This is a genomic window from Wohlfahrtiimonas sp. G9077, from assembly GCF_002252155.1.
In the GTDB taxonomy this organism is placed as follows: Bacteria; Pseudomonadota; Gammaproteobacteria; order Cardiobacteriales; family Wohlfahrtiimonadaceae; genus Wohlfahrtiimonas.
This window is the reverse complement of record NZ_NEFD01000006.1, coordinates 40,334-53,570: the sequence shown is the minus strand read 5'-3', so window position 1 is coordinate 53,570 and position 13,237 is coordinate 40,334. Positions and strand designations below refer to the sequence as shown.

Below are 13,237 nucleotides of genomic sequence, written 5' to 3'. Positions count from 1 at the left end.
CATTTGATGTCAAGCGGGCATATTTCGGTATGCCCGTTTTTCATGATGAGGCCAATATGACCCACATTCATAAACACATTCCCACCATTCCCATTGAATCCATTGATGAATTGGACTTTGATCCCATCCGTAAACCGCTTGGTGTCATTGCCCCTGCCATCATCAATCATGACAATCAACTCTCAGGCTTTGTCCATTCTGTGGAAACGGGCGCCGCCGTTGATGGCCCCGGTGTACGCTTTGTGCTGTTCACTTCAGGCTGCCAATTTCGCTGTTTGTATTGCCACAATCCGGACACATGGAAACTTCATAATGGCAAACTTCGCACTGTGGATGAGATGGTCAAAGAGATCGGTAAATATGCACGCTTTTTAAAATTTGCAGGCGGTGTAACCTTTTCAGGTGGCGAACCAATGATGCAAGCTCATTTCATTGGCGAGATTGCTTATCGTGTCAAAGAGCAATATGGACTACACATCGCTTTAGACACCCAAGGATTTTTAGCCGGGCACTTAGATGATCAATGGTTTGAGCACATTGATCTTGTGATGCTGGACATTAAGCACATTGATCCCGAAAAATATCTCGCCCTCACATCCCAACCCTTACAACCCACCTTAGATTTTGCCCATCGCTTAGTGCGCATGCATAAACCGATGTGGATTCGTTATGTTGTGGTGCCAGGGCTGACGGATGATTTAACAGACGTTGAGAATCATGCCCATTTTTTAGATGAACTTAAAGCAAAAAGCATCGCTTTACATGGTCATAACCTCATTGAACGGGTAGAAATTTTGCCCTTTCATAATTTAGGTGCCCACAAATGGCAAGCGCTCCATTTAACCTACACCCTCAATGAGACGCCCGCACCGAGTGCTGAATCGTTACACACAATTAAAGAAATCTATAAAAAATATCGCTTACCTGTTGTATAGTTATCCCGTTTTATCACAAAATAGGATCATCTATGGAAATCATCAATTGGATAACGGGACCTTTTAATAATTTTATTTGGTCTTATATTTTAATCATCGGTTTATTGGGTTTAGGGGTTTACTTTTCAATCCGCACACGCTTTGTGCAAATCCGTTTATTTAAGGAAATGCTAAAAGTCACTGTGGAAAAGAATCCTGGTTCTGACGGCGTTTCTGCCTTCCAAGCCTTCACCATCAGTGCCGCAAGTCGAGTGGGCACAGGCAACATCGCAGGTGTTGCACTCGCCATTGCCATCGGCGGCCCTGGCGCCGTATTTTGGATGTGGATCATTGCCATCATTGGCATGGCCACCGCCTTCATTGAAAGCACACTTGCCCAAGTCTATAAAGTAAAAGATGGCGACACTTTCCGTGGTGGCCCTGCATATTACATGGAAAAAGCCTTGGGCTTTAGAAAATTGGGCATTGCCTTTGCCATCTTACTGGCGGTCACCTTCGGCTTTATCTTTAACTCTGTGCAATCAAACACCATTGCCCATTCATTTGCTTCTGCCTTTGGCTTTACTGATGTGCAAATTGGTGTGGCATTGGTGATTTTAACCGCCATCATCATTTTTGGTGGCGTCAAACGCATTGTGAATTTTACACAAGTGATTGTGCCCATCATGGCGGTTTTTTACATTGGCTTGGCGATGTATGTGCTCTTTACTAACATCACAAAAGTGCCAGAAATGTTCATGCTCATTGTCAGCAACGCCTTTGGTTTAAAAGAAGTTGTGGGCGGCGGTATTGGTGTGGCCATCATGCAAGGCGTGCGCCGTGGTTTATTCTCCAATGAAGCGGGCATGGGTTCTGTGCCAAATGCAGCAGCAGCGGCCAACGTTTCTCACCCTGCCAAACAAGGCTTGGTACAAAGTTTAGGCGTATTTTTTGACACCATCATGGTGTGTTCTGCCACTGCGTTCATCATTTTATTATCCGGCTTATACACAAATGTCGAACCTGGCATGGGTGGCGTTGTCTTAACCCAAAACTCATTGGCGTTACAAATGGGCTCATGGGCACAATATTTTGTGGCCATCGCTGTAATGTTCTTTGCTTTTAGCTCCATCATCGGTAACTATTACTATGGTGAAACGAATATTGAGTTCATCAATGGTAACAAAACAGCCTTATTGATCTATCGCTTAGTGGTGCTTGCGATGGTGATGTGTGGTGCATTGATGGAGATGGAATTGGCATGGAACTTAGCAGACGTCTTTATGGGCTTGATGACCATTTTAAATTTAATCATCATCATGATGCTCAGTAGGATTGCCATTTCGGTAGGCAATGACTATTATCGTCAGCTCAAAGAGGGTAAAGATCCTGTATTCAAAGCTTCCTCCATCAAAGGGCTAAAAAATACTGAATGCTGGGGCGAAGAGCAAAAATAATGAATCTTTAGCGATCGATATAAAAAAACCTCAATCAATGATTGAGGTTTTTTCACATGGGGCAAGCTTATTCGCGGCCCATGAATTCGCCCGTTTCTGTATTGACACGGATTTTGGTGCCGTTTTCAATATAGTCAGGCACTTGTACATCAATGCCAGTGGACAAACGCGCAGGCTTGGTGCGTTTTGTGGCACTGCCGCCTTTTAATTCAGGGGCTGTGTCAACAATTTCAAGCACAATGCTTTGTGGCGGTGACAATGCGATTGGCTGATCATCAATCAATGAGACATAATAACCTTCTACGCCTTCAATGATGTAGCCTTTCATGTCTGCCACAATTTTGCTGCTCAATGCATATTGCGTGTAATTTTCCACATCCATAAAGACATAATCTTCCCCATCCATGTAGGAGAAAGTGGCTTCACGTTTGCTTAAATCAACGCTCTCTAAATCATCATCTGCTCGCAAAGACAAATCGACTTTGTGTCCATCTGGGATGGAGAACATCTGAATACGGTAAGTGGTGTTACCACCGCGCGCAGTCGGCGCTGATTTTTCCACTTCTCTGACCACATAGTAAAGACCGTTATGAGCGATCACTGTGTGTCTTTTAATCTCATTTGCCTTCATTACATACCCTTTCTAACAGTTATAAACATTTCGCATGAATCAATGTTGCCGCATGCTGATAAGCCTCTTTGACTTGATCAGGACGGCTGACATGGAAATTCAAATCATGCAAGAAGCCATCGGCTAAACCATAAATGCACGCATGCACAGTGCAACGCTGACCGCGTGCCCAAGCATCCTGCACAATTGTGGTTTGCGTCACATTATACGCTTGCTCAATGGCATTGAGCTCACATAAACGATCCGCACGGGATGGAAAATCATCACACAAGTACAAAGAGTGATCTTCATACACATTGCGCACATGCAGCAACCAGTTATCGGCCAAACCAATGCGATTGCCCATGAGCGCAGCTTTCACGCCCGAACAACCATAATGGCCCACCACCATCACATGTTTCACTTTTAAAACATCAATGGCAAATTGCAACACCGATAAACAGTTAAAGTCGCTGTGCACCACAACATTGGCAATGTTGCGATGGACAAATACTTCGCCAGGACCAATCCCTGCAATTTGGTTTGCAGGCACGCGTGAGTCAGAGCAGCCAATCCATAAATATTCTGGAGCTTGCTGATCCACAAGCGACTCGAAAAATCCTGGGGATTCTTCTTTAATGCGCGCCGCCCAAGCTCTGTTCTTCTCGATGATTTTATCAAATGACATGTTAAATTCCTTGGATTGATGAACTAGCCAATTGATTTGGCGTCGATGTCATAATAATCCAATTTCTTTTTCAATGTCGAGCGCGTGATGCCTAAAATTTCTGAAGCCTTAGACTGATTACCGTTGGTGTACTCTAAAACCTTTTCAAACAATGGACGCTCAACTTCTGATAAAACTAAACGATATAAGTTAGGTGGATATTTGCCATCTAACTGCAGAGAAATTTCATTCAATGCGGTTTTCACAGATTCACGCAAAGGGATATGACTTTTGATTCTGCGTTGTGCGATCATTCTTTGTTACTCCTAAAAACTAAATTACGCTTGCAATCGGTTGATTGTTAATTAACGATGTCAAAATATGGTGTTGTTCATCCCTGCTACGCGCAGACATTAAAGTGGTTCGCCAATCTTTCGCATTGTCAAACCAAGATGAATACCATAGAAGATGTTTACGTGCGACTCGAACACCTTTCTCGTCGCCATAAAGTTCATATAGACCATTGAGGTGCGTATTAATCACCTCAAATATCTCATCATGAGAGGGTCGATATTCTTGATCCTCCACTAGGGAGCGAAAAATCCACGGATTGCCAAAGGCACCGCGGCCAATCATTAAAGCATCGGCACCGGTTGCTTTGAGCACATAACGGGCTTTTTCAACACTGGTGATGTCGCCATTCGCGACCACCGGAATGGAAATTTGGGATTTGATGTGGGCGATGGTTTCATACTCAGCTTCCCCTGAAAAACCATCTTGGCGGGTGCGGCCATGAATCGTCAGCGCTTGAATGCCAACGCGCTCGGCAATGCGTGCGATGTTGAGGGCATTTTTATTCTCATGATCCCAACCGGTGCGAATTTTTAATGTCACCGGCACATCCACAGCATTGACCACCGCGGTTAAGATTTCAGTCACCAAGCCTTCATCACGCATTAAGGCAGAACCTGCAGCTTTCTTACACACTTTTTTTGCAGGACAGCCCATGTTGATGTCGATGATGTTCGCCCCTAAACCGACGTTATAACGCGCGGCATTGGCCATATCTTCTGGCTCAACCCCTAAAATCTGAATGGAGATGGGCAAGCTTTCACCCTCCGTCACCACGCGATTTTTACTCTTGTCAGTGTCCCAGAGATTTTCTTGCGCGTTGACCATTTCAGAGACGGCCAAACCTGCCCCTTGTGCACGGCACAATTTACGAAAAGGAAGGTCTGTAATGCCGGCCATCGGCGCCATAATGTAGGGCTGAGTTAACGTCAGCTCGCCAATTTTCATGCGCGTTTGATTCCGTGTACAAGCGCCCAACCATCGATGGTGTTAAAGGGCTCAACAAAATCAAACCAAGGCGCATAGGCATCTTTGATCATTTGCACATCAGACAATAAAATGCCCGCTAAAATGATGTTGCCCTGCGGTTTTGTCAGGGATGCCAATTTTTCTGCCAAAGCCGTTAAAGGTAAAGCTAAGATGTTAGCCATCACTAAATCGGCAGGTTCTGCTGAAAAATCTTTTGAAAGCACACAGTGAATGTCAATGTGATTGCGTGAGGCATTTTCATGTGTTGCTTTGATCGCTTGTGGGTCGATGTCTGTGGCATCACAACGCACGGCACCCAATGTACGCGCTGCAATTCCTAACACACCAGATCCACAGCCATAATCCACAGCCGTGTGGCCATTGACTTGATCTTTATGATTAGAGAGCCACGTTAAGCAAAGGGCTGTCGAAGGATGCGTGCCCGTGCCAAAAGCCAAACCTGGGTCAAGCATCACGGTTGCACATTCTGGCTCAGGGGGATCTAAATGGGTTGGGCAAATCCATAAGTTTTCGCCAAACTTCATGGGATGATAATGATCCATCCATGAGCGTTCCCAATCGGTATTTTCTAAGTGATTTTCACGAGCCACTGGCAATGCATTGATCTCTGTGGCTAACACAGATGCAACACAAGCAAAAATCTCTTTTTCATCACAAGGCTTTTCAAACAAGCCTGTCACCAAGGTCTCTGGCCATAACGGGGTTTCACCTGGCAATGGTTCTAATACTGGATGATCTTCTGCATCACTGTACGTTACAGCAATTGCACCTGCAGTTATAAGCGCCTCATCTAATTGATCTGGTGAATATTGACCAGATTTTAGCGTGAGCTCGAACCATTCATTCACGATGTCACTCCTGAAGTGTCTAATAAAAAGGCAATGAATACTAGCGGATTTTCAGAAGATGTCAAGAAAACATCTTCTGCCAGCATCCGAAAATTGAATACAAATTATACAATAATTCCCGATGAAAAGAATTATTTTATCGATAGAGCAAAAACTTATCCTAACTAAGGTGGGGATTTATTTTTCTGATTAATGCTTCTTGCTCAGGCGATTGCGGTGGTGCTTTAAGGAGGAGGAGATCAAATAATTCAGGGTCCTGCATTTCAAGTAATGCACTGAACATCGCTTTTTCTTCAGCAGGTGCATCTGCATAATGATGATCAAGGTAATGATCAAATAAACGGTCCATTTCACGCATGCCGCGACGAGCACGCCATCTCAATTTTGGCAACTGATCCATAATAAACTCCTCATCAAAACTCAAGGGCGCCATTCTACCACGAATCAAACCATTCTTCCCAGGATTCGACGCACTACATTGTAGATTCAATGTATGTCAAAAAAGCCCTCATCAGAGGGCTTTTGATAGACAACTTGTCGACTATCCGCGACAGGAGACAGATAACACGCGCCCCTTCCGATACACAATGCGGCACTGTTGATTATTGCGTGCCCCACCACACATCGCAGCGGAAATACTGATGTTATTGACCTTACAGCCAGAGAGTGCCCCTTTACTGTTGTAAATCATCGTCATGCGTCCGACAATGGCTTGTGGTGGTGAGGTGAGAATTTTCTCAGTCTGCGCCCCTTTTGCCCCCATTTTTGGCATCACGCCGCGCACTACAGCAGTATCTGGCGCTGCCTTTTGTGAAGGTGCTGCCGCCGGCGGTGCCCGTCGATTATTCGCAGCAACACGTGCATTAACCTGATTGAGGGTTTCAATGCTGCCATCGCCCGTCACCTTATAGCTGTAACGCTTTTGGAAGGTTTCAATGGTTTTCTTTGTTGTGGGACCCATCATGCCATCTGGTTTAAGTTTATAGCCTAATTTCACCAATTGTGACTGAATGGTTTTGAGCGTCTCTTTCTCAAGGGCTTTAACAAGCTCAGGGGTGAGTTTGTCATTGACCGGTAATTTTTGCTCTTTTTTGAACTTCTCAATGGCGCTGTTGGTGGCTTTACCTTGCAAACCATCCACCTTGCCATTGAAGTAACCGAGGGCAATTAAATATGCCTGTACTTTTTTGGTCTGTTCAATCAGTGCCTCTTGCTCTTTAAGCACTTTCACATATGTTTTCACATAATTGGCATTGTTTAAATCACCAAGCACGATCAATAAAATACCAATGTCCAACTCTTGTGGCTCTTTATTGACGGGCAATTGATGTTGCTCACGCAATTTTTTGACAATGTTACGGGTTTTTGGCCCAAGTGTGCCAGTTGGCGCATCCGTCATCAAACCTTTATCAATGAAATAAGTTTGTAGGCGAGTGATGACCGCTGCATTGAGCGCAGCACTCGTATTGCGACCAATTTTACCATCGACACCCAATTTTTTCTCTTTCTGGAAGGCTTTGATCCCTTCAATTAATGCATTGTTATATTCACCATCCACTTCTTCTTTATAAAGTCCAAGCATGGCAAGCATCAATTGTAATTTTAAAGACTCTTCTGTGCCTTTTGGATTAAAGCCCGGCAACCCAACGCCCACAGGTGTTTCTTCCACAACTGTTGCCGTCTCTTCCACCACAGGCTCTGCTTCATCGACTGGGCCTTCATCATCGCCCTCTTCTTCAATGATGCCATCCTCTTCGGTGTTGTCTGCCTCAATGGCAACATCATCCATAGAGCCATCATTAAACATCTGCCCTTCGTTAAAAAGTGTGCTCAATGTCTCTGGCAATAATTGACCTTTAGGCGGCAAATTCACGCTCTCTTCATATGCTTTGAGCGCATTAATGGTGCTGGCACCGGCAATGCCATCAATGTCTTGATCATACAATTTAAGCTGCTTGAGCTTCTCTTGGACTTTTTTCCAAATGTTTTTCTCCAATGGTGATTCCCATTTGGCATCTAAACTGCCCGTGGGCTTTTGTCCGATGGAGGTTTGATACTCTTTGATGGCTTGACGCGTCGATGGCCCCATTTGTCCATCTAACGTGCCCGCAGGGAAACCGGCTAAGGTTAGCCAAACTTGTAAGTTCAATAACTTCCCTTCTTTGGCGTGACTGTCAATCAAAAAGCCCGCCGTCAATGGCTCTTCAATGGTGGATTCAGATTTTTCAGCCTTTTCCACCACATGATCAACGATCGCATTTTCCTGCACCGGCGCTTCAATCGCCACTTCTGGCTTTGGCAACACCACTTTCACATCAGGCGCATTGTTAGGTGCTGCTTTGACGTCATCACGATATTCAACAAGCTGTACAGAAGCAGCCTCAGTGCCTTGCGCCTTGTTCGCTTTTAGATTGTCTTCAGCTTTTTTCAATGCATCGACTTCAGCAATGTTGCTCGCAAATGCGCGTTTGATCGCCACAATGTCCGCAATCGACAAATGACCCGTCACCGGTAATTTTGATTCTGTTTGAAAGGCTTTCAATGCTCGGCTTGATGCACTGTTCCATGTGCCCGTAATGTTTTGTGAATTGGGCTCAAACAACAGCTCTTGCAAAAAGCGAATGCCCTCTTCTTCTAAATGGGCATACCAATCGGGCGTGATTTTAGGATTTTTCTCAAGGCCACGGGTGGTTTGATAGCTTAAAATGGCCTCTTCTAACCCTTTATCATATGTCCCTTTTAAATTGAAATTGGTTGAATTGACAGGAATGCCCAGCAGTAAAAACCACAAACGGATACGCTCGATCATCTCTTTAGAGACGCCAGAGCTCACCTTTTGAGACAACAGCCATTTTTGCACCTTCGGATCATCATTGAGCACAGCATAATCATAGAGCGTAAAGCCATTGTCATCCGTTGTTTTTAACAACTCAGGATCTTGCTTCATCTCAGATTTCACACCATTCAAAGATGAGGATGACACTGTGGTGAATACATCTCTTTCTGTCTTTGAAAAGTTCAAAAAGATCGGAATCACCAGCAGCACTGCCACCCAACCATATTTCAAATATTTGTTCATATTATTCCTTAATTGTCGGAATGAGCCCTTTACGCAATAGTACCAATAAGAGAGAGATGGCAGCCGGTGTCACCCCTTGAATGCGAGACGCTTGGCCAATGGTTTCTGGCTGCTGACGCGTCAATTTTTCGCACTGCTCACGCGATAAGCCTTTAATTGCGGCATAATCAACATTCTCAGGCAGTTTTGCCTCCTCAAATTTCTTATTGCGTGCAATCTCTTCGATCCCGCGTTTGATGTAGCCTTCATATTTGGTTTGAATCACCACATCGTCAATGGCAATGCGGGAAATGTCACTGAATTCTGGCGCATTGGGCAACGATTCTAAAGCTTCAAATGTCACTTCAGGGCGTTTTAATAAGGTGATCGCACGCATGTTGTGCGGCATCACCACAGATGTTTTTTCTTGCAACGCTTGACCTTGCTCTGAATCTTGCACCACCATCCAATCATTGAGGCGGCTTTCTGCCACGGCGCGATCTTCATTCTTACGCACAAAGCGCTGCCATTGATCTTCGCCCACTAAACCAAGCTCATAACCAATTGGTGTTAAGCGCTCATCGGCATTATCCTCACGCAAAATTAAACGATATTCTGAGCGCGATGTGAACATGCGATAAGGTTCTTGCACGCCTTGCGTGATCAAGTCATCGAGCATCACACCAATGTAGGATTCATGACGCATCGGATACCATTCATCTTTACCCAAATAGTTGCGCGCGGCATTTAAACCAGCAATGAGCCCTTGTGCGGCCGCTTCTTCATAACCGGTTGTGCCATTGATTTGCCCTGCAAAATATAAGTTTTTAATGGCTTTGGTCTCTAGGGTGAATTTCAAATCACGCGGATCAAAGAAATCATATTCAATGGCATAACCTGGGCGCGTGATGTGTGCATTTTCAAGCCCTGGAATGCTGTGGACTAAATTGATTTGCACATCAAATGGTAAACTTGTGGAAATACCATTGGGATAATATTCATAAGTGGATAAGCCTTCAGGCTCTAAAAAGACATGGTGACGATCTTTATCGGCAAAGCGCATGATCTTATCTTCCACCGACGGACAATAACGCGGACCGACGCCTTCAATCACACCTGCATACATCGGCGAGCGATCTAAACCACCGCGAATGATGTCATGGGTGCGTTCGTTGGTATAAGTTGTCCAGCAAGAAATTTGACGCGGATGCGGCAACGCTTCACGCAAATAAGAGAAATATGGGACAGGATCATCACCTTTTTGCTCTTCCATGCCAGAAAAATCAATGGTGCGACCATCAATGCGTGGCGGCGTACCGGTTTTTAAACGGCGAATGTTTAAAGGCAATTCGCGCAATTTTTTTGCCAATGTGTTAGAAGGTGGATCGCCCATGCGGCCACCTTCATAATTGTTCATGCCAACGTGAATCAGACCAGAGAGGAATGTCCCTGCCGTTAACACCACAGAATGTCCATGAAAGCGGATGCCCGATTGTGTCACCACGCCGACAATTTTATCCCCTTCTACGAGGAAATCATCTGCCGCTTGTTGGAAAATGTAGAGATTTTCTTGATTTTCCACAAAGCTACGAATCGCCGCACGATACAATGCACGGTCAGCCTGTGCACGTGATGAACGCACCGCGGGCCCTTTAGATGCATTTAAAATACGAAACTGAATGCCGCCTAAATCGGTGGCTTTTGCCATCACACCGCCGAGCGCATCGATCTCTTTGACGATCTGCCCCTTCCCGATACCGCCGATGGCAGGATTACAACTCATCTGCCCAATGGTCTCAATATTATGTGTTAACAATAAGGTTGGCACGCCCAATCTTGCAGAAGCCATCGCAGCTTCTGTCCCGGCGTGTCCGCCACCGACTACAATTACACCAAAATGTTTAGGAAAGTCCATATTTAATTACATCTAACGTTAAGCAAAGTCGCTATCTTAGCAGTTTTATGCATAAATCCCAATAAGCTGATCATACATTTACACAATCTAAGGCCCCGATGATTAAGGCGCAAGGCCAAAATACTTCATCAAATCTTTATACAACATTTTTGCACTGAGTTCATAGCCTTTCGGTGACAAATGCACCAAATCCGGGCGCCCTAAATCATGGCTGACCCAGCGCTCCATGCTGCATTTTCCGCCCATTGCTTTTTGCCAATCCCAATACAAAACGCCTTCCGACTGCGCAACGGCGCGTTGAATTTTCTTCACTTGCTGATAAGAAGGTGGCTGTTTATCGCTGCATTCACGCGTGCTGTTGCCATTTTTAATGGAATCTGATGCGCCCACCAATAAAATGGCAGCATTCGGTAAGGTTCTGCGCACCGTTTGAATGCTGTTGTGTAGGTTTTTGCGATACTCTTTTTCATCGAGCGTGTCATTAAACGCTTCATTGGTGCCGTACTCTAAAATGACCAAATCACTGGATGTGGCAGCCAGTTCATCGAGCCACTGCGGCGACCATTTGTTCCAAATCGATTGCTGCGCGCCATTGGTGCCAATGCCGGAGAGAATCACGCCCGGTTTTTGATAACGCTGTAACCACATGCCACCAATTTGCGCCGCTTCGTCAATGGCATCGATTTTAAAGGGTAAATAGGTCAACAGATCAATCATCTGCCAGCCATTCGATGGATGGGACAATAAACCATCTGAAACGCGCACGCGGTTTTGCATGTCTTCAACTGCAATCGCTTCAGGCTTTGTGCTTTTGACCATCAAACGTACATTCCACATACCGCGCGTCAATTCCACCTGATTGAGGGTTGCCAATAGACTGCTGCCCTTACGAAGGGGCTTGGCCACATAGCCACCCATCGGGAAATCCAGATCACTGATGTTGCGACTGCTCATCACTTCCCAGTTCGATGGCTGCCAAGACATGAGCGCATGGCGCTGACCTTTAACCTGCATCGGCGTCACCCAACCAATGCCCGCATTGCCAAATTTATCCTGCATCAATTGACGCAGTGGATCTGTAAAGAAATCCGCCGCCGTATGAGAGTCACCAAATTGCGTAATCGTCACCACTGAATTTTTGTATTGCAACAAATCGCGCATTTTTGACTTCAATGCACCGCCATTGCGGTCGCCAAAGTCCTCAATGCCCGGGCCTTGCTCGCGCAAAAAGTTATCATTCGATGCATCGGTGCTTTGACAGCCCAATAAACATCCCACTAATGTTGTCACCAAACAAGCTTTGGCAATATTAATCATTTTGTTTCCTCTGCGGTTGATTCTATGGTGAGTTCCTCAATGATGCGATCTGCCAGCATCTTTTGACCCCTCACTGTAAAATGGATGCCATCATCCGTTCTTACTTTAGCATTTCCTTGCGCGGTTTTTGCATAAGCACTGTATTTTTCTTCGCTGCACCCAAGCAAATCATACGTCGGGATGAAATGCCCATGAAAACGTTTGACCTCATCGGCATACAAGCCATTTAAATAAATCACATCTTTATGGAGCTTCGTTTTACGCATACACGGCACGCCAAGCCACACCACAGGAATTTGTTTACTCTGCGCGGCCTTTAAAATGCGCTGAATGCGCTCACGATACGCTGCTTCCCAAGCATCACTTTTAAAGCGCAGATAATATTTTTGCCCCTTGATCGGAAAATCCCATGGATCATTCGGCCCTAAAAAGACAAACATCGCTTTAATGTTCGGATTTTTTTGTAATGTCTCTTCCACCACTTGTGGCCAGTTAAAGAATTTGGGATACGATAAACCAGTGCTCTGTTTACTTAAATCAATGCCGCCGATTTTATGCGCTTTATAGAGCATTTGTTGCACTTTTGGCGCCACGCCCTGCATCAATGAGTCGCCCACAAAAAAGAGCTGATCCCCTTCGCTGAGCACAATCTCTTTCGGCGTTGCAATGGGCGCGTCTTTTGCATCATGACTCTGCGTTTCTCGCTCATGCAAAGATTCGAGCACAATGGCAGGTGCGATGGCCGCTGTTTGCACTTTAGCATCTACCAAAGATTCCTCGGGCGCTTCTTCAACTGCATGGCTGATGGTTGTCTCTACCGCTTCTGGCGCTGTGATTTCTGACGCACTCAACTCAGCTTCAGCCGTAATAACCTCAATTTCTTCAATGGGTTCTTGTGCTTCTTCTGATGCTTCTCCTGGTGCTTCTTTGGATGCTTCTTCTGTCAGAATTACAGCCGATTGACCCGTCCACCATTGCTCTAATCGCACAATGGGTGAATCTGTATGATGGGTTTGCGTCCAATAAGTGTTGATGGAGGATTGATAGCAATAAAAAACGCCCGCGATCGTCACCATCAAGACATAAAAGGTTCTTAAAATGATCATGGCT

General features: G+C 45.3%; 12 protein-coding genes. 2 read left to right on the top strand and 10 right to left on the bottom strand.

Going from position 1 to position 13,237, the window contains the following annotated elements:
- Positions 1-56 precede the first annotated feature (56 nt).
- Both pflA and B9T20_RS08245 read left to right on the top strand, forming a co-directional pair.
- Positions 57-935, top strand: a complete 879-nt coding sequence (gene pflA / locus B9T20_RS08250) for a pyruvate formate-lyase-activating protein (RefSeq protein WP_094490611.1) — start codon at positions 57-59, stop codon at positions 933-935.
- Between the two features lie 32 nt (positions 936-967).
- Complete coding sequence (locus B9T20_RS08245) at positions 968-2,371, top strand: sodium:alanine symporter family protein (protein WP_094490610.1); 1,404 nt, start codon at positions 968-970, stop codon at positions 2,369-2,371.
- A 67-nt stretch (positions 2,372-2,438) separates the two neighbouring features.
- On the opposite strand, the gene yeiP is transcribed toward B9T20_RS08245, so the two are convergent.
- The 10 genes from yeiP to B9T20_RS08195 form a co-directional block, all read right to left on the bottom strand.
- A complete protein-coding gene (gene yeiP / locus B9T20_RS08240) occupies positions 2,439-3,002 on the bottom strand; it encodes an elongation factor P-like protein YeiP (RefSeq protein ID WP_094490609.1) in 564 nt (187 codons plus the stop codon).
- Positions 3,003-3,021: 19 nt separating this feature from the next.
- Positions 3,022-3,669: a carbonate dehydratase gene (can, locus tag B9T20_RS08235; protein WP_008315061.1), complete on the bottom strand. Its 648-nt coding sequence runs from the start codon at positions 3,667-3,669 to the stop codon at positions 3,022-3,024.
- A 23-nt stretch (positions 3,670-3,692) separates the two neighbouring features.
- Entirely contained in the window at positions 3,693-3,962 is a 270-nt protein-coding gene (locus B9T20_RS08230; RefSeq protein ID WP_008315064.1) for a helix-turn-helix domain-containing protein, read from the bottom strand.
- A gap of 19 nt (positions 3,963-3,981) precedes the next feature.
- The gene (gene dusB, locus B9T20_RS08225) at positions 3,982-4,947 is read right to left on the bottom strand and encodes a tRNA dihydrouridine synthase DusB (RefSeq protein WP_094490608.1); all 966 of its coding nucleotides are present in this window, start codon (positions 4,945-4,947) and stop codon (positions 3,982-3,984) included.
- Positions 4,944-5,837, bottom strand: coding sequence for a 50S ribosomal protein L11 methyltransferase (prmA, locus tag B9T20_RS08220; protein ID WP_094490607.1), 894 nt, complete (start codon positions 5,835-5,837; stop codon positions 4,944-4,946). The genes dusB and prmA overlap by 4 nt, the downstream gene beginning before the upstream one ends.
- Positions 5,838-5,997: 160 nt before the next feature.
- On the bottom strand, positions 5,998-6,237 hold the full coding sequence (locus tag B9T20_RS08215) for a succinate dehydrogenase assembly factor 2 (RefSeq protein ID WP_008315067.1): 240 nt from the start codon (positions 6,235-6,237) through the stop codon (positions 5,998-6,000).
- Positions 6,238-6,378: 141 nt separating this feature from the next.
- On the bottom strand, positions 6,379-8,916 hold the full coding sequence (locus B9T20_RS08210) for a peptidoglycan-binding protein (protein WP_094490606.1): 2,538 nt from the start codon (positions 8,914-8,916) through the stop codon (positions 6,379-6,381).
- Position 8,917: 1 nt separating this feature from the next.
- Positions 8,918-10,810 carry a tRNA uridine-5-carboxymethylaminomethyl(34) synthesis enzyme MnmG gene (gene mnmG, locus B9T20_RS08205; RefSeq protein WP_094490605.1) on the bottom strand — a complete coding sequence of 631 codons (1,893 nt, stop codon included), beginning with the start codon at positions 10,808-10,810 and terminating at the stop codon, positions 8,918-8,920.
- Between the two features lie 102 nt (positions 10,811-10,912).
- Entirely contained in the window at positions 10,913-12,127 is a 1,215-nt protein-coding gene (locus B9T20_RS08200; RefSeq protein ID WP_094490604.1) for an SGNH/GDSL hydrolase family protein, read from the bottom strand.
- Complete coding sequence (locus B9T20_RS08195; RefSeq protein ID WP_094490603.1) at positions 12,124-13,233, bottom strand: SGNH family hydrolase; 1,110 nt, start codon at positions 13,231-13,233, stop codon at positions 12,124-12,126. The genes B9T20_RS08200 and B9T20_RS08195 overlap by 4 nt, the downstream gene beginning before the upstream one ends.
- Positions 13,234-13,237 lie beyond the last annotated feature (4 nt).